The organism is Dactylosporangium sp. CA-092794 (genome assembly GCF_050948465.1).
In the GTDB taxonomy this organism is placed as follows: domain Bacteria; phylum Actinomycetota; class Actinomycetes; order Mycobacteriales; family Micromonosporaceae; genus Dactylosporangium.
Map to the genome: position 1 here is coordinate 6,621,792 of NZ_CP192044.1, position 16,797 is coordinate 6,638,588.

The 16,797-nt window shown below is 72.6% G+C and carries 17 protein-coding genes and 2 pseudogenes; 14 read left to right on the top strand and 5 right to left on the bottom strand.

Features of this window, described 5'->3' with window-relative positions:
• Positions 1-199: 199 nt before the first annotated feature.
• The 8 genes from lnt (at position 200) to ACQPXD_RS28075 (ending at position 7,110) form a co-directional block, all read left to right on the top strand.
• On the top strand, positions 200-1,957 hold the full coding sequence (gene lnt, locus ACQPXD_RS28040; protein WP_432824298.1) for an apolipoprotein N-acyltransferase: 1,758 nt from the start codon (positions 200-202) through the stop codon (positions 1,955-1,957).
• The gene (locus ACQPXD_RS28045; RefSeq protein ID WP_432824299.1) at positions 1,954-2,757 is read left to right on the top strand and encodes a polyprenol monophosphomannose synthase; all 804 of its coding nucleotides are present in this window, start codon (positions 1,954-1,956) and stop codon (positions 2,755-2,757) included. Before lnt ends, ACQPXD_RS28045 begins: the two co-directional genes overlap by 4 nt.
• A 16-nt stretch (positions 2,758-2,773) precedes the next feature.
• Positions 2,774-3,301 (top strand): FxsA family protein, encoded by a 528-nt coding sequence (locus ACQPXD_RS28050; RefSeq protein ID WP_432824300.1) that lies wholly within the window; start codon positions 2,774-2,776, stop codon positions 3,299-3,301.
• A complete protein-coding gene (locus tag ACQPXD_RS28055; protein ID WP_432824301.1) occupies positions 3,298-3,930 on the top strand; it encodes a uridine kinase in 633 nt (210 codons plus the stop codon). Before ACQPXD_RS28050 ends, ACQPXD_RS28055 begins: the two co-directional genes overlap by 4 nt.
• Positions 3,930-5,000: a DUF4037 domain-containing protein gene (locus ACQPXD_RS28060; RefSeq protein WP_432824302.1), complete on the top strand. Its 1,071-nt coding sequence runs from the start codon at positions 3,930-3,932 to the stop codon at positions 4,998-5,000. Before ACQPXD_RS28055 ends, ACQPXD_RS28060 begins: the two co-directional genes overlap by 1 nt.
• Positions 5,001-5,002: 2 nt before the next feature.
• Complete coding sequence (locus ACQPXD_RS28065; RefSeq protein WP_432824303.1) at positions 5,003-5,563, top strand: hypothetical protein; 561 nt, start codon at positions 5,003-5,005, stop codon at positions 5,561-5,563.
• Between the two features lie 82 nt (positions 5,564-5,645).
• Complete coding sequence (locus ACQPXD_RS28070; protein WP_432824304.1) at positions 5,646-6,302, top strand: GNAT family N-acetyltransferase; 657 nt, start codon at positions 5,646-5,648, stop codon at positions 6,300-6,302.
• A gap of 454 nt (positions 6,303-6,756) precedes the next feature.
• Positions 6,757-7,110, top strand: coding sequence for a hypothetical protein (locus tag ACQPXD_RS28075; protein WP_432824305.1), 354 nt, complete (start codon positions 6,757-6,759; stop codon positions 7,108-7,110).
• A 154-nt stretch (positions 7,111-7,264) separates the two neighbouring features.
• On the opposite strand, the gene ACQPXD_RS28080 is transcribed toward ACQPXD_RS28075, so the two are convergent.
• Complete coding sequence (locus ACQPXD_RS28080; RefSeq protein ID WP_432824306.1) at positions 7,265-8,575, bottom strand: MFS transporter; 1,311 nt, start codon at positions 8,573-8,575, stop codon at positions 7,265-7,267.
• A gap of 368 nt (positions 8,576-8,943) precedes the next feature.
• On the opposite strand from ACQPXD_RS28080, the gene ACQPXD_RS28085 reads away from it, so the two are divergent.
• Positions 8,944-9,468, top strand: coding sequence for an STAS domain-containing protein (locus tag ACQPXD_RS28085; RefSeq protein WP_432824307.1), 525 nt, complete (start codon positions 8,944-8,946; stop codon positions 9,466-9,468).
• Between the two features lie 56 nt (positions 9,469-9,524).
• Here ACQPXD_RS28085 and ACQPXD_RS28090 read toward each other — a convergent pair whose 3' ends face one another.
• The 4 genes from ACQPXD_RS28090 to ACQPXD_RS28105 all read right to left on the bottom strand — a co-directional run bounded on the left by ACQPXD_RS28090 (position 9,525) and on the right by ACQPXD_RS28105 (position 13,439).
• Complete coding sequence (locus ACQPXD_RS28090; RefSeq protein ID WP_432824308.1) at positions 9,525-10,466, bottom strand: pentapeptide repeat-containing protein; 942 nt, start codon at positions 10,464-10,466, stop codon at positions 9,525-9,527.
• Between the two features lie 8 nt (positions 10,467-10,474).
• Positions 10,475-10,819: an RNA polymerase-binding protein RbpA gene (locus tag ACQPXD_RS28095; protein WP_223092257.1), complete on the bottom strand. Its 345-nt coding sequence runs from the start codon at positions 10,817-10,819 to the stop codon at positions 10,475-10,477.
• Positions 10,820-11,055: 236 nt separating this feature from the next.
• A complete protein-coding gene (locus ACQPXD_RS28100) occupies positions 11,056-12,426 on the bottom strand; it encodes a serine/threonine protein kinase (RefSeq protein ID WP_432824309.1) in 1,371 nt (456 codons plus the stop codon).
• 380 nt (positions 12,427-12,806) lie between these two features.
• Positions 12,807-13,439, bottom strand: coding sequence for a TetR/AcrR family transcriptional regulator (locus ACQPXD_RS28105; protein ID WP_432824310.1), 633 nt, complete (start codon positions 13,437-13,439; stop codon positions 12,807-12,809).
• Positions 13,440-13,525: 86 nt separating this feature from the next.
• On the opposite strand from ACQPXD_RS28105, the gene ACQPXD_RS28110 reads away from it, so the two are divergent.
• The 5 genes and pseudogenes from ACQPXD_RS28110 to ACQPXD_RS28130 all read left to right on the top strand — a co-directional run.
• Positions 13,526-14,440, top strand: a complete 915-nt coding sequence (locus ACQPXD_RS28110; protein ID WP_432824311.1) for an SDR family oxidoreductase — start codon at positions 13,526-13,528, stop codon at positions 14,438-14,440.
• A gap of 84 nt (positions 14,441-14,524) precedes the next feature.
• Positions 14,525-14,764: pseudogene (locus ACQPXD_RS28115) on the top strand (recombinase family protein); the annotation flags it as partial.
• Positions 14,765-15,098: 334 nt separating this feature from the next.
• Entirely contained in the window at positions 15,099-15,884 is a 786-nt protein-coding gene (locus ACQPXD_RS28120; protein WP_432824312.1) for a hypothetical protein, read from the top strand.
• A 167-nt stretch (positions 15,885-16,051) separates the two neighbouring features.
• Positions 16,052-16,375: a sensor domain-containing protein gene (locus tag ACQPXD_RS28125; protein ID WP_432843980.1), complete on the top strand. Its 324-nt coding sequence runs from the start codon at positions 16,052-16,054 to the stop codon at positions 16,373-16,375.
• Positions 16,287-16,742: pseudogene (locus ACQPXD_RS28130) on the top strand (LuxR C-terminal-related transcriptional regulator); the annotation flags it as partial. The gene ACQPXD_RS28125 and the pseudogene ACQPXD_RS28130, both read left to right, overlap by 89 nt.
• Positions 16,743-16,797 lie beyond the last annotated feature (55 nt).

Sequence of the window (16,797 nt, forward strand, 5' to 3'; positions counted from 1 at the left end):
GAAATGTCGGGATTTGCTGCGATTTAGCGTGAGCCGGCCGTGCGAAGATGAGCGGTGGATGTCCGAATGGTCACGGAAGCGACACCGTCGCGCCACGGCTTGGACGATTCCCGCGAACGACACCCCGCGATTCCACGTTCGGGCGACAGAACCCGCATAATGGGCGCCTCAGCACCGTACAACCGTCGGCGAATTCGGGATGGCGCAGGTGACGTTGGTCGAGACACCCTCCACCGCCGCACCCGCGGCCCCAGCCGGGCCGGCCCCCGCCGCCGGGCCCGCGCCGCTGCCGCTCTGGGCGGCCCTGCTCGCCGCCGCCGCCGCGGGCGGCACCCTCCTCGCGGCGTTCCCGCCGTACGGGCTGTGGTGGGCCGCGCCCGTCGGCGTCGCGCTGCTCGCCCTCGCCGTGCACCGCCGGCGGCTGCGGGCCGGGTTCGGGCTCGGCACCCTCACCGGGGCGCTGTTCTTCACCCCGCTGCTGTCCTGGACCAACCTGCACACCGGCATGGTGCCCTGGCTGCTGCTGTCCGGCCTCGAGGCGCTGTTCATCGGCCTGCTCGGCGCCGCCGGCGCCTGGATCAGCCCCCTGCTCGACCGGCGCGCCACCGGCTGGAACCGCGGCGGCTGGGCCTGGCCCGTCGCCGTCGCCACCCTGTGGACCGCCCAGGAGGCGCTGCGCGACCGGGCCCCGTTCGGCGGGTTCCCGTGGGGCCGCCTCGCCTTCAGCCAGGACGGCTCCCCGCTGCTGCGCATCGCCGCCGCCGGCGGCGCCCCGCTGCTCACCTTCGCCGTCGCGCTCATCGGCGGGCTGCTCGGCTACGCCGTCCTGCGCGGCACCGCCACCGGCAACGACGCCCGCCGCGCCGTCGCACCGCTGGTCGCCGTCGTGGTCGCGTGCGGCGTCGCCGGCCTGGCCCAGGCGGTACCGCTGAAACAACCCGACGGCCGGGCGGTGACCGTCGCCGTCGTGCAGGGCAGCGTGCCCCGGCTCGGCCTGGACTTCAACGCCCAGCGCCGCGCGGTGCTCGACAACCACGTCAACGCCACCATCGCCCTCGCCGACCGGATCCGCGCCGGCACCGCCCCCCGGCCCGACCTCGTCGTGTGGCCGGAGAACGCCAGCGACATCGACCCGCTGCGCAACCTCGACGCCGGCGTGCTCATCGACCGGGCCGCCGCCGCCGTCGGCGCCCCCATTCTCGTCGGCGCCGTGCTGTACAGCCCGGAAACCGGCGTCGAGAACGCCGGGCTGGTGTTCAACCCCGGGCGGGACACCGCCGACCCGGTGCCGAAGTACGTCAAACGCCACCCGGTGCCGTTCGCCGAGACCATGCCGCTGCGCAGCATCGCCCGGCTGGTGTCGAAGGAGGTCGACCGGGTCGACGACATGACCGCCGGCACGACACCCGGCGTCCTGCCGGTCGGCCCCGCCACCGTCGGCGACGTCATCTGCTTCGAGGTCGCCTACGACGACCTCGTCCGCGACACCGTCACCGGCGGCGGGCAGCTGGTGGCCGTGCAGACCAACAACGCCACGTTCAACGAGGCCGAGGCCCGCCAGCAGCTGGCCATGGTGCGGCTGCGCGCCGTCGAGCACGGCCGCGACGCGCTCATGGCCTCCACCGTCGGCATCTCCGCCTTCGCCGGCGCCACCGGCCGCACCAGCGGCGAGACCGGGTTCGACACCCCCGCCGTGATCCTCGCCGAGCTGCACCTCGGCACAGAACGTACGCTTGCAACAAGGCTCGGCGCGATCCCCGAGTGGGTGCTCGTCGCGCTCGCCCTGGCCGGCCTCGCCGCCGCCACCTGGCACCGGCGGCGCCGCCCGGCGGCCACCGGCCCGACGCCGGCGACCACCGGCAGTGACAGCACCGACAGCGACGCGGGGTCGCCCGGCGACCACGGCAGCACCAGTCCCGCACCGACCACCGGCCCAGGCATCAAGGAGGACCTGTGAGCGCAACCGACCGAGGCGTGGACCAGTATCCCGGGGTCGGCAGGGTCCTCGTCATCATCCCCACGTACAACGAGGCCGACAACATCCGGATCATCGTCGAACGGGTCCGCGAGGCCACCCCGGCCGTCGACATCCTCGTCGCCGACGACAACAGCCCCGACGGCACCGGCACCATCGCCGACGAGCTCGCCGGGACCGACCCGGCCGTGCACGTGCTGCACCGGGCCGGCAAGCAGGGCCTCGGCGCCGCCTACATCGCCGGGTTCGCCTGGGGCACCGAGCGCGGGTACGACGCCGTCGTGGAGATGGACGCCGACGGCTCCCACGCCCCCGAGGAGCTGCCGAAGCTGCTCGACGCCCTCGCCGACGCCGACGTGGTCCTCGGCTCCCGCTACGTCAAGGGCGGCCGCACCGTCAACTGGCCCGCCCACCGGCAGGCGATCTCCCGCATCGGCAACGTCTACGTCCGGCTCGCCCTCGGCATGCCGCTGCGCGACGCGACCGGCGGCTACCGGGCGTACCGCACCCCGGTCCTCGGCAAGATCGAGCTCGAGTCGATCGCCTCACACGGCTACTGCTTCCAGGTCGACCTCGCCTGGCGCTCCTACAAGGATGGGTTCCGGGTCAGCGAGGTCCCGATCACGTTCACCGAACGGGAGCGCGGCCAGTCGAAGATGAGCTCCAGCATCGTGCGGGAAGCCCTGTGGAAAGTCACCGTCTGGGGCAGCGCCGCCCGCTGGACCGCCCTCAAGCGCGCCGTGGCCGGCAACGGCCCGGCCAAACGCGACCTGGGGCGCTGACGAAGGGACGGCAGACATGCGCACCGCCGGCTGGGCGACGATCGGCGTTCTCGGACTGGTGATCGCCGAGATCGTCGTGTTCGTGGTGGTCGCCCAGGCCATCGGCTGGGCCTGGGCGGTGCTCATCGGCCTGGCCACCACCGTCCTCGGCGCCATGCTCGTGCGCCGCGAGGGCATGCGCGCCTGGCGGCGGTTCCGGGCCGCGGTCGGCGAGGGCCGGCCCCCCGGCGGCGAGGTCTCCGACGGGCTCACCGGCCTCCTCGGCGCGCTGCTGCTCATCGTGCCCGGGTTCATCACCGACGCCGCCGGGCTGCTGCTGCTCGCCCCGCCCGTGCGCCACTACACCGGCCGGCAGGTCCGCCGCGTCACCGAGCGGCGCATCTCCCCGGCCGCCGCCGGCGACCTGTTCGGCCCCCGCGTCGTGCGCGCCGAACGGACCCCGCCGCCCGCCCACCCCACCGGCGAGCCCGACGGCGACGTCATCCAGGGCGAGGTCGTCGAGGGCGAGGTCATCGACCCGCACCCCAACCAGCACAACCGGTGAAGGCCCGGCCCGTCACCGTCGACAGCCTCGCCGCCGGCCTCGCCGACCGCGCCGTCGCCGCCGCCGGCGACCACCCGGCCCGCGTCGCCGTCGACGGCGCCCCCACCGCCGGCACCGAGGCCCTCACCGCCGCGCTCACCACCGCCCTCGCCGACGCCGGCGTGCCCGTGCTGCACGTCCCCGCCGGCGGGTTCCTGCGCGCCGCGTCGCTGCGCTTCGAACGCGGCAAGACCAACCCCGACGCCTTCTACGAGGACTGGCTCGACCAGCGCGCCCTCACCCGCGAGGTGCTCACCCCGGCCGGGCCCGGCGGCACCGGCCGCATCCTGCCCTCGCTGTGGGACCCGGCCACCGACCGGGCCACCCGCGCCGGCTACGTCACGCTGCCCGGCCACGCCGTCCTCGTCGTCTCCGGCGTGTTCCTGCTCGGCGCCGGCCTCGACTTCGACCTCGCCGTACACCTCATGCAAAGCGACGCCGCCCTGGCCCGCCGCACCCCGCCGGAAACCGCGTGGACCCTGCCCGCCTACGGCCGCTACCGTGACGAGGTCATGCCCGAATACCAGGCCGACGTCGTCGTCCGCGCCGACGACCCCCGCCACCCCGCCGTCGTCACCGACCTCGGCTGATGGCCGCGTTCCGGCCCGGCGTCGAGGTGTGCCGGGCCCTCTACACCACCGCCGTGCGGCCGCTGCTCGACGCTCACCATCCCGGGCTGCCGCACGCCGCCGCGCGGATCGGCCCCGGATCCGACGTGCTCGGCTACGACACGCCCCGCTCCACCGACCACGACTGGGGCCCGCAGCTCACCCTGCTGCTGTCCGCGCCCGATCTCGCCGCCCACGGCGACGCGATCCGGGCGCTGCTCGCCGAGCGGCTGCCGACCGCGGTGCTCGGCCACTCCACGCACTTCCTGCCACCGTCCGGCCGCGTCCGGGTCATGACCCCGGTCACCACCGGCCCGGTCGCCCACCGCGTCGAGGTGACCACCCTCGCCGGCTGGGCCACAGCACACTTCGCGGACTGTTCCGATGTTGCGGGTACGTCGTTCTGGCTCCGGACGCCGGCGCAGCGCCTCGCCGAGGCCGTCGGCGGGGCGGTCTTCCACGACACCACCGGCGAGCTCACCGCCCTGCGGCAGCGGCTCGCCTGGTATCCCGGCCCGGTCTGGCGGTATGTGCTCGCCGCCGAATGGACCCACATCGCGCAGGAGGAGGCGTTCCCCGGCCGGGCCCTGGAGGCCGGCGACGAGACCGGCAGCCTGATCGTCGCCGCCCGGCTGGCCCGGCACGTCATGCGGCTGGCGTTGCTGCTGCGGCGACGGTACCCGCCGTACAGCAAATGGCTCGGCACCGCCTTCGCCCGGCTCGGGTTCCCGGCCGGCCTCGCCGGGATCGCCGCCCCGGACACCCGCCTCGACGTCCTCTGCACCGCCTACGAGACCCTCGGGCGGTGGCAGAACGACCTCGGGCTGTGCGAGCCGGTGCCGCCGACCCGCCGCCTCTACCACGACCGCCCGTATCAGGTGATCGACGCCACCCGGTTCGCCGCCGCCCTGTGGCCGGCCGGTGTCGCCCTGGGCGCCGTCGACCAGGTCGCCGACAGCACCGATGTGCTGATGTCCCCGCCGCTGTGCGCCGCGGTCGCTTCGGCTGTGCGCGGACAGGCCGGGCAGCACCCGCCCGGCGGACTACCGTAGCGATGGTGAAGACGTTCTGGCTGGACCGCGACCACGACCGGTACAAGGCACTCGTCCTGGCCGCCCGGAGCGCGTTCACCACCAGCCTCGGCGACATCGCACCCGTCACGTTCGCCAGCACCGCCTGGACGCTCGCCGCCCCGCCGTTCCTCGACCCCGGCTACGTCCGCTGGCACCGCCGCGTGCTGTCCGCCGCCTGCGTGCGCAACCCGTTCGACGGCGGCCTCACCGCCCGCGTCGAGCTCGTCTCCCCGCTGCCCGCCGAGCTCACCGCCAACCGCGCCTGGTGGCGCGACCGCGGCTGGCGCGGCTGGCCCGAGCTGTTCGGCCAGTTCGTCCAGCCCACCGACCGCGACGTGAGCCGCTACCCGCACCTGCGCACCACCCTGCTCGTCGAGGCGCCGCTGCCCCTCGACGACCTGCCCGCCGCCCCCGACACCGACGCGTCGCCGGAGGACATCGCCGCCTCCGCCGAGCGCGCCGTCACCGTGCTCGTCCGCGACCTGTCCGACCTCGTCGGCCCCGTCCTGCAGCAGCTGGACACCGACCGCGCCGTCACCTGATTGCCGCTGCCGTCACCCTTGATGGGAAAACGGAGGTGGAATCACGCTTGCCCCGCGCCGGGCGAATTGGGATGGTCCATCGGTGACCGTACGCCCGCTCACCGCCGACGAGTGGCAGCTGAAACGCGACCTGCGCCTCACCGCCCTCAAGGACAGCCCCGCCGCGTTCGCCAGCACCTACGCCCGCGAGGCACACCGCAGCGAGTCCGAGTGGCGCGACTGGCCCCGCGGCGGCGAGTTCTTCGCCGCCTTCGCCGGTCCTGTTCCGCCTGACCCTGTTCCACCCGGTCCGGTGCCGCTCGGTCCCGCCGCGTCTGATGGTGTCGGACCTGCTCCTGCCGAGTCTGTTGCTGCCGCGGCCGGCCCTTCCGCGCTTGGCCCTGTCGCGTCTGATGTTGTCGCGCCTGCCTTTGCCGCACCGGGTTCTGCCGGGCCTGGGCACTGGCGGCCCGGTGCTCCGCTCGGCATCGCCGGCGCCTGGGTGACCGTGGCCGATCCCACCACCACGCACCTCATCAGCATGTGGGTGGCGCCCGAGGCCCGCGGCAACGGCGTCGCCGGCCTGCTCATCGACGCCGTCGCCGGCTGGGCCGCCGGCCACGGCTGCGCCCGGGTCGAGCTCGAGGTCGCCGCCGGCAACGAGGCCGCGATGAAGGCCTACCTGCGCGCCGGCTTCACCATCGCCGACCACACCCCCTTCACCGACGGCGGCACCGTGCTCATCCGGCCGGTCCAGTAGCCCCGCCACGCAACTCCGCACCGCCCCGCCGGCTCTACTTCCCCCTCGCATCACCTCGCCCCGCCGACCCCTCCGCCGCCGTGCGCTGTTCTGCACCGCCAGCGCCCCATGGCCCGCACCGCCGGCGCTCTTGCATCACCTCGGCACCGCCAGCCCCTGCCGCGTTGCGCTGCCGCTGCGCTGAGGGTCTCCATCGTCTTGCAGCGCCTTGCACCGTCGGCCCTCCGCGGCCTCTCGCTGCCCTGCGCTACTGGCCCTCCACCGCCTCGCGGCGCCGGGCCGCTGCCGCGCCGGGGCCGCCTTGCGACCGGAGGCGATGGGGGCGATTCGCCCAGATTGCGCTGACCGCACGGCTTTCAGTCTTTGACTGAAAGGTTGAGGCGTTTTGAGGGTTTTGCGGCTTTTCGCTACGTAGTGTGATCGCGTCATCACGAAACGAGGGGGAATCATCCTGATGCGAAACGCACGACGAATCCTGGCCCTGGGCGCCATGACCCTGACCGCCGGTGCGGTCCTCGGCATGTCCGCCACGGCGGCGTCGGCCGCCACCACCCAGGCCGCCCAGCCGTCCGCGGCCCAGCCCGGCCCGCACCACAACGGCGGCGGCGACCACGACAAGGGCGACCGCCGCAACAACGGCCACGTCCGCACGTACGTGGCCGGCCGGTACAACTCGAAGAAGACCTGCCAGTTCTTCGCCTGGGTCGGCGAGGCCAAGGGACGCTTCGACCACGGCTACTGCGCTCCGGCCAAGGGCCACGGCTGGCTGCTGATCGCCCAGGACTACGGCCACAAGCGGCACCGCTGAGGTAACTGAGAACGAGCGGGCGGCACTCCCTTCGCGGGGACTGCCGCCCGCTCGGCATTCCGGCCCTATTGCCGCCGCTCCCACCGGCCGGTTTCGCGATTCTGCGGCCGGCGTGTCCGGTCGCCGTGCCGCCCGTCCGACCCGTCGACCGGCCTCAGTCCTCCCAGGCCAGCGCCCGCGCCGCGGCCGCCCTGCCGCGAGCCCGCCCGAGCAGCAGCACCCCGCCGGCGCCCGCGGCCAGCAGCTGGAGCCCGCCCACCGCAGCGACCAGCACCCCCACGGGCCACGCCGCCACGCTCGCCACCACCGCCGCCCCCACCGACGCCGCGGTCAGCTTGACCCCGGCCCCGAGCGTGAACACCTGCGTCCGGGCGTTGGGCGGCGCCTCCGCGGAACGTACCTGCAGCACCGACGCCAGCAACGGCCCGTCGAACAGCCCCGTCACGGCGAAGAGCCCCACCAGCACCGGCCACGACCCCACGAACGGCACCACGCAGAACACCGCCCCCGTCGCCACGAGGCACACCAGCACGAGGAGGTGCGCCGGCAGGTTCACGGGCCGCCGCGCGACCGCCAGCGACCCGGTCAACGCCCCGGCACCCACCGCGGTCAGCAGCACCCCGCCGCCACCCGGATGCCCGTGCCCGGCCCCGAGCAACACGGCGACGGACGGCATCATCCCGTGCCCGAGCATGGAAACGCAGCTGGCCACGGTGACGGACCGCAGCGGCCGCGACACGACAATGACCCGAAGCCCGTCCCGCAGGTCGTGCCACATTCGCCGCCGCGGCGCACCCTCCGCCGCACCGCCACCCGCACTCACTCCGGCCGCATCGCCGCTGCCAGCGCTCACCCCTGCGGCGACCCCACTGCCATCGCTCACTCCTGGCGCATTGCCGCTGCCCGTCCTCACTCCTGCGGCATCGCCGCCGCTACCGCCCACTCCCGCCGCGACACCGCCGCCTGCGCTCATTCCTGCCGCGGCGGGCCGGACGCTGAGCAACAAGGCCGCCGCGCCGAGACACACCGCTGTCAACACCACCGCGGCCACGGGCACGCCGGCCGACACCACGAGCGCCGCTCCCGCCGCCGGCCCCGCGATGTCCGCAACGTTGTACGTCGCGGCATCCAGCCCCCGATACCGCCGCCGGCTTCCCACCGCCACGACGTCATCGAGCCGGCTCGACAACCCACCGAAGACCATCGGCCCGCAACACCCGGCGATCAGCGCCAACCCCAGCACCACCGGCTGCGGTACACGACCAAGCAGCAACAACAAGCCACCCAGCGCCAGCCCGAACCCGGCGACGAAGCACGTGTGCACCAGGCGAGGGTGCCGCGCCCGATCCGTGAGCACCCCGACGAACGGCCCCGCCACCACATGCGGCACCAGCAGCACGGCCAGCGCCAGCGACCCCTGCGCCGGCCCGCCGAAGTGCCGCACGGACGCCAGCACGATCACCACACCGGCAGCGGAGTCGGCCGTTCGCGCCAACGCGGCCGCCACCAGCAGCCGAGCCGCACTCATCGTGCCGCTCCCGGCCGCGCATCAAGGCCGCCACGAACCTCGGCGACGGACACCGGGTGTGACGCCACGGCCGCCGTTCGACCACACTGTGCCATGCGTGCGGCGGACGATCCCGCAGCGCGCCCGGATCGACCCACCCCGGCGGGCGGCTCACCCACAGCCACCGATCCCGCCGTGGCGTGATCGCCCGCGCCGGCCGCGCACCCCGCATCCCCGCAGCGATCCGCAATACCGGGCGCCACGGGCGCCCGCCAACAACTCCTCATGCCACGACCACCAATGCGATGCCTTCACCCCGTACGGCCGTGCTCACCGAGCGCCACCGGATGATCGACACGGCGACCGACATCATCATTGTCGTCGCCGAGCAACCGCACCCGAGGTGGCCCGCCTGCCCCGTCCGGCGCGGCCGTGCACCGAGCGCCACCCGGTCCGGTGCCGGCACCGCTGCGGAACGTGGCGATCGCGAGCAGGATATTGAAATGCATGTTGCAGTGACGAACCGTGATGACAACATCGCCCTCGTGGCGGTGCGCGGTTCCATCGACCTGACCACCGCCGGCAAGCTCCGCGACGCCATGCACGCGCTGCTTGAGGCCGGCCGCACCCGCATCGTGGTGGACCTTTCCGACGTGGAGTTCTGCGACTCGATCGGCCTCGGGACCTTCGCGTACGGTCACCATCACTGCGTCGCCGCCGGCGGCTTCCTGCGCCTCGCCGCGCCACCGGACTTCCTGGCGAGGCTGCTGCGCACGGTCGGCCTGGCCGGCCCGATCCCGGTCCTGGACACCGTCGACGCCGCCCTGCACGCCGACACCGCGGCCACCTGACGCGCGCAGACCGGTCACCGGGTTCGCGCGATCGGCGGCGGGTCCGCGCGGCGGGCTCATCGGTGATCGGGCCAGTGCGCAGGGTGACGCAGCCGGGGTGGCACCTTCGTGGTCGCGTCGCCCGAGGCGGCGTCCAGCTGCGACTGGATCAGGAACAGCGTCGTGCGCAGGTCGGCTCCCGCGAGGTCCGCGCCGCGGAGGTCGGCGCCGGTCACGTCGGCGTCGCGCAGATCGGCGGACCGCAGGTCGGCGCCGATCAACAGCGCGCCCCGCAGGTCGGCGCCCCGGAGGTCCGCGCGGCGCAGCGTCGCGCCGATGAGCTGTTGGCCGAGCGTGCCGCCGGCCTGTTTGCCGAGCGTTTTCGCCCGAGAGCGATGGGTGACCTGCTTGCCGGACGTGGTCGCGCGGGAGCGCCGGGTCGCGGTGCTCACGTGCCGCAGTAGTGGCGCCACCGCCTCGCGGTGACGCTCCGCCTCGCTCGGTGTGAGGCGTCCGGCAGCGTCTCTGAGTGCCCGCGTCGACGACAGGGCGTCGTCGAGGGCCGGGTGGAACGGGACCGACTCGGGCAGTTCGCGCGCTTCAGTGAGGTACCACAGCAGCTCATGAAGGATGCGGACGGCGGCGAACGTCTCGAACATCCGTGGCGCGGACCCGGGATCGTGCCGCCAGTCGCGGCCCTCGAAGATCACTTGGGCGACGTGCTGGCCCGCACCGAAGCAGTCGTACACCGTGCATCCCGCAAAGCCACGCGGCCGCAACTGTGTGTGAATGCCGCATCGGAACGACTCGTCGAGGTTCGGACATGCGTGCCCGGCCGGCTTGTCGATCGCGAAGTCGGCGGAGCGGGCGAACGCCGGGGCGACGCAGCACAATCCAAAACACTGGCCGCAGTCGGCTCGTAGCTCAGAGTCCATGATCCCTACGTGGTTCACCGACCGTGCCGGCGGATGTGGACGGCGAAAAGCCCCGGCGGTGCGGCCGGGGCTTTTCTGCGTCAATCGGGGTGTTAGGCGGAGCGGCCGCGGCGCAGGCGGACCTCTTCGAGCCGCTCGTTGAGGATGTCCTCGAGCTCGGCGATGGTGCGCCGCTCGAGCAGCATGTCCCAGTGTGTGCGCGGCGGCTTCGCCTTCTTCTGCTCGGGCTCGCTGCCGTCGACCAGCCGTGCCACGCTGCCGTCGAACTTGCACTCCCAGGTCATCGGGACCTCGGCGTCGACAGCGAACGGAACCTCGAACTGGTGCCCCTTGGCGCACAGGTATTCTCGGGTCTGACGCGGAGCCAGTTCGGTGTTGCGGTCGGACTCGTAGCTGACGGCTCCGAGACGGCTGCCGCGCAGCATGCGCTCGCCCATGGTCGGTCTTCCCCTTCGAATCGTGTTGCGCTTCGCTGTAACCAACGACGCCACGTGGTCTGACGATTCCCACCGCGGGCGGGCAGATTACACGACCCACCCAGGACAGCGGTAGGTCAGTCGCCGGGCCGGTACCCTGATTTTACGTTGGGTTTCAATGATCGACCAGTTCCGCGAAATCGTGGCGCGGTTCACCCCCCGTAGTTTCGGCAGGTCACCCGGGCGGTTGACGGTTCTCACCCGACCGGCGGCGGGGCGCCCCCCGAAGCGGTCAACCGAGTAAGTGCCGACGTGAGTTGCGTCACCTGAGCCCGCAGATCGTCCGCCCAGGCGTGCGCCCGGTCCGCCTCGGTCCGCAGCCGGACCAGCTCGTCCCGGGCCGAGATCATCGCCGCCTCCGCCGCCGCGGCCCGTGCCCCCTCGGCGTCGAGTCGCCGCTGCAGTCGATTCTCGGTCTCGGCCGCCTCCCGCAGCGCCCGCTCCACCGCCGTGTGTGCGACGTCACGCTCACGCAGCGCGGCGCCGGCGAGATCCCGGGCGGTGTCCCGCTCCCGGTACGCCTCGGCCCGCAGCGCCGCCTCGGTCGTCGAGTCCCGCCGGGCCGCGTCGCGTTCGGCGGCGGCACTGTCGGCGGCCTCCCGCAGGCGCGCGATCGACTCGTCGGCGGCCGCGCGGGCCGCCCCGACCGCTTCCTCGGCCGCCGCCCGGGCTTCGGTCACCCGCAGTTCCGCGTCGGCGACAGCCCGTCCGGCGGCGGTACGCACCTCGGCGACCTCCCGTTCCATCGCCGCCCGGGCCTCCGCCACCGTCGCCGCCGCGGACGCCCGCGCCTCGGCGATGACCCGGTCGGCGACCATGCGGGCGTCCGTGACCGCGGCCCCGGCTTCCCGCTGTGCCTCGTCGGCCCGCCGCTCGGCGTCCCACACCCGTGTCTGCGCGTCGGCGTTGACCCGCTCGCACTCCGCGTCGGCGTCCTCTTCGGCGCGCCGGGCCCGCTGTTCGGCCGCGGTGGCCCGCTGGCTGGCCTCGGCGATCGCGGCGGTGCTCTCGGCGCGTGCGCGCTCGGCCAGCCCTTCGGCCGCCTCCAGCGCCGCCCGCACCCGCTGCAGTTCATTGCTGGTACCGAGCTGCAGTGCCGCGGTGGCGGCGCGCTCCTGGCGGGCTTCCTCCAGCGCCTCGCGGGTCCGCCGCGCCTCCTCCAGCGCGTCGTCGCGCTCGGCGTGCGCCGCGACGAGCCCGGCCGCCGCCTCCGCCCGCGCCTCCGCGATCTGCCGTTCGATGCCGGCCGGGGAGACCTCGGCGTGCAGCGCGTCGACCAGGTCGGTCAGCGCCTGGTCGAGCCGCTCGGCGATCTCGAACGCCCGGGCCACCTGCCCCGGCAGGCCCGGCGACGTGCGCTGCCGCAGCCGCGCGTTGCGGGCGTTGCGCTGACACTCGCCGTCGTTGTCGCGGCAATATCGGAACGGTCGCCCGGCCGCGTTGCGCTGCGGGACCGGCCGCCCGCAGTATGCGCACGGCCGGTCGTCGCCGGCCCGGTCCTGCACCACCCATTCCCCAGCAGGCGCGCCGTCGCCATCGAGCCGCACGTCGATCCGAGTCTCACTCACGGCCGCCAAGCGTAGGCGACCCCTCGCCGCGCGCCGCACCGACACGCCGCAATTATCAAATTGCTAATACCGATAATCCGATAATCGGCCCAGATGTACCGCCGGACCGTCATCGACGAGCTGGACGACCCGCTCCGGGCCGTACACCATAATGACGGTTATGGTGTACGGCGCGTTGCGGCGACGGATCGGCTCGCCTAGGGACGGCGTGCGGTCCGAGCCCCTGCCAGCACGGAGACCGACCGTTCCGAACGGCTCCGGGCGACGGATCAACCGCTACAACAACTGACCGACATCACCGGCGATCGCGCACGGCGGCCTCGAGCCGTCCGGCCGGCGCCGGTCACGAATGCGCAAGGGCGTTACGGCTCCTGCGGGCCTTACACATCCAGGTCGGCCGCGGAACGGCGTCGCGCGCCCCGCGTCCGGGCGAGCGTCTGCTCGCCGGCGGCGGGTGCGGCAATGCCGTTCATGAAGATGTCGAGGAGCCGGGCGGCCTGTTCGCTGCTGCTGGTGATCGGGGCCACCGTGAAGATGCCGATGAGGCCGGCCGCGACGTCTTCGGAGGTGGCGTGCGCGCTGATATCGCCGGCGGAGCGGCCGGCGGCGAGAATCTTGTCGATGGCGGCCAGCAGTTCGGTGCGGGTGTGCGCCGAGCCGAGCTGCTTGTTGTTGACCATGGCCCGCAAGGTGTCGAGCATGCCGTTCTTGGTGGCCAGCCACTCGCTGAACAGGTCCATCCAGCGGCGCATCGCCTGCGCGGGCGGGTAGGCGGCGAGCAGCTGATCGGCGCCCTCGGTCAGGCGACGCACCTGGTCCTGGTACACGGCCTCGACCAACGCCTCGCGGGTGGGGAAGTGCCGGAACAGCGTGCCGATGCCGACACCGGCCTCGCGGGCTATCAGCCGCAGCGAGGGTTCGCCGCCGGCCCCGGCCGCGACGAACAGCCTGGTCGCGACGTCGATGAGCGTCTGACGGTTGCGTGCCGCGTCGCTGCGAACGGGTTGAGACACCACGCCACTCTAGCGGAACATGCTCCGGTTGTGTAACGTCGCCGACGAAAACGGAACGCGCTCCAATTAGCGTGCGGAGAACCACCATGCATGTGTTCATCACCGGCGGCTCCGGCCTGACCGGTCCTGCTGTCGTGTCGGAGCTGCTTGCCGCGGGTCACCGGGTCACCGGGCTGGCCCGCTCAACCGCCTCGGCGGATCGCCTGGCTCAACTGGGAGCGGAGCCGTTCGCCGGCTCGCTCGACGATCTCGACCGGCTGCGCGCCGGCGCGGCAGCCGCCGACGCCGTGGTGCACATGGCCGCCGGCGGTGAGCCCGGCGATTGGTCCGGAATCACCAGACGTGACGTCAACGCGATCGAGACGCTGGGAACCGCGCTGGCCGGTACCGGCAAACCGTTCGTATCAACGTCCGGAACGATGGTCATGACCCCGGGACGGGTGAGCGAGGAGACAGACGCGCCCAGCGGCGACGCGTTCGCCGCGTATCGGATCCCCGGCGAGCAGAGCTGCCTGGGCTACGCCGATCGGGGAGTGCGCTCCAGCGTGATCCGTCTCGCCCCGACCGTGCACGGCCCGGGCGATTACGGGTTCGTCGCGATGCTGGTCGCGACCGCCCGCAAGACGGGTGTGTCGGCCTACATCGGCGACGGGGCCAACCGGTGGCCCGCGGTCCACCGCCTCGACGCGGCCACCCTGTTCCGGCTCGCGCTGGAGAAGGCGCCGGCCGGAACCGCGCTCCACGGAGCGGCGGAAAGCGGCATCCCGCTGCGGGACATCGCCGAGAAGATCGGCCGCACGCTCGATCTGCCCGTGGTGTCGGTCGGTCTGGACGAGGCCTCGTCGCATTTCGGGAGCGCGGCCCTGGCCTTGGTGTTCGCCGCCGACGTCCCGGTCTCCAGCGCGCGCACCCGCGAGCTGCTCGGCTGGACCCCGAGCCACCACACGCTGCTCGAAGACCTCGAACACGGCGACTACTTCGCCGTCGCGGACGCGCGCTGAGGCCAACACGGACCGAGCTTCTTCAGGTCCGGCCGGGAGCGGCGCAGTGTCCGGGGATAGCTGCCCTGACGGCAATCCGGCGCCAAGGGCACCACCCGACCCGGCCTGACCGCCACCCTCGATCACATGCGCCGCGGCGACACCCTCGTCGCGCTCGACCTGACCCGGCTGGGCCGCGACACCCGCGAACTCCTCGCCATCGTCGAAGACGACCTGCACGCCAAGGGCCGCCACTTCCGCACCGTCGACGGCATCGTGCTCGACACGAGCGACGCCGCCATCGCCAAGTTCCAACGTCAACAGGATGCTTGCTCGGCTCGCTGACCACCACGGGGGCGTGGGTCCGCTTCGCCCGGCAGGCAGGCAGGCAGGGTGTGAGTGTGTGGTGGTGACCGGAGCTAGGCAACGGGAGACTGTTACGCCCAGATCTGGGGTAGCCGGGAGGTGAGACTCCTCCCGGCTAATCGACCTGAGGTAGAGCCAGCTATACCGCACGGGTAGCGCAGCCTCATCCGGTTGTGCTAGCTCATGTGCCATCGTGCTCCGAGCGGCCCTTCTCTACCGTCGTCCCATGCGATTTCGACCGATCACGACAACTGGTGCCGCCGAATCAACACCAGGTTCCGGCCGCAAAACTGTTCGACTGCATTCGAGGCCTGTGATCGGGTTGCTGCTGGCGGCCGGTGCAGCGGTGGTGGCAGCATTCGTGCTCGCCCCCGCCGCCCTCCTGAGGCCAAAGTTCGGGGCTTACGACAGTGACGTGAAACTGCAGGACGCCCTCGGGCGCGCTTTCGTCGAGTATTGGCGAAGCGGAACCCCGGCGCTCCCCGCCCGCCTGACGACGCTGGTCGACTACTGGTTCCAATGGCATGCGATCAAGGTGGCGATCAGCGCGTTGTTGGTCATTGTCTTCGCCCTGCTCACCACCGCGCTGTGGCAGAGATACCTGCGCGCCCGGCCCTGGTACGCGGCGGTCGCCACAGCCGCAACGGTGTTGACGGTTCTCGCCATGGGAGTGCTAGGGGTGAACATCCAGGTGACGGCCGTACCGCTGGTCGCGTTGCTGCCGCTGCTACCCGATAGAACCGCCGACGGAAAACTTGCACAGGTTTTGAGTGAGATGCGCGAAGGGCTGACGGATTCGGCCAGCCCGCACGCCGGTTCCCCTGCGCTGACGGTGCTGCTCGGCGAGGTCGAGCGATACTACTGGGTCATGGGGGCGATTTCCGCCACGCTGATGGTGGCAACCGGCCTGGCGAGCGCCCATTTCTGGAAGCGGCGTAACGCCGGCGACCCGAGCGCCACCCGCGTCAGATTCATGCACAGCACACTCGGTGTCATCACGGCCCTGACCGCATGTCTGCTGCTACTCGTGACAGCCGACAGTGCACTCTTGGCGCTCGAACCCGCCACCTTGCTGCTCGGCGTCATCGGTGCGGGCTGACACCGCTCCTCCAGCTGCTGCGTCGCAGGGTCGTGACCGTGGCGACGAGCGTGTGGCGGGCGATGGCGGGCAACCCCGTCCGATTCGTCCTGTCGCGATGGCCATGGCGCAGCCTGGCCTATGTGGTCAGTAGCGTGGCGGTCATCTCGATCGCCTGGCTGGCCATCATGCCGCTGCTGCTGTTTCCGCCGCTGCTGCTGCTCGTCGGCATACCGATCGGGGCGCTGGAGCGCCACCGGCTCGGCTTCATGGAGCCGCCGGCGGTCCCCGACCCGCACGCACCCGCGTCCCCGAGCGGCTGGGCGTGGGTGCGGCGGCGGGTGACCGAGGCTGCCACCTGGCGCGAACTCGGCTATTGCGCGTGCCTGCTGTCGGTGCTTGCGCTCCTCGACCTCGCCGCGGCTGCGCACCGCGGTGACACTACGCGCCAGCGACCCGAGCGCGGCGGTCCTCGTGCTGTCGCAGTACGCGGCCACCGCGTACGCCGCTGAACTGCTCGGCCCGTCCGGTCGGGCCGGAGTTGGCTACCTACTCAAGGACCGCATCGGCGAGATCGCCGACTTCTCCGACGCGGTGTCGCGGGTCGCGGCTGGCGAGACCGTCATCGACCCCGACGTGGTACGGCAGTTGCTGAACCGCCGACGCACGATTAACCCACTCGACCGGTTGACCACACGGGAACGGCAGGTGCTCGGGCAGATGGCCGAAGGCGACAACAATCCGTCCATCGCCCGAACGCTCGGCATCAGCGACGCCGCGGTGGCCAAACACATCGGCAACACCTTCACCAAACTCGACCTCCCTGAGGCCGACGGCCACCGCCGGGTACTCGCCGTCCTGACTTACCTGCGAAGCTGACCGCACCCGAGTCGGCAGGGACGGCGCGCGTGAGCGGCGAGCTGTGCGTGCATCC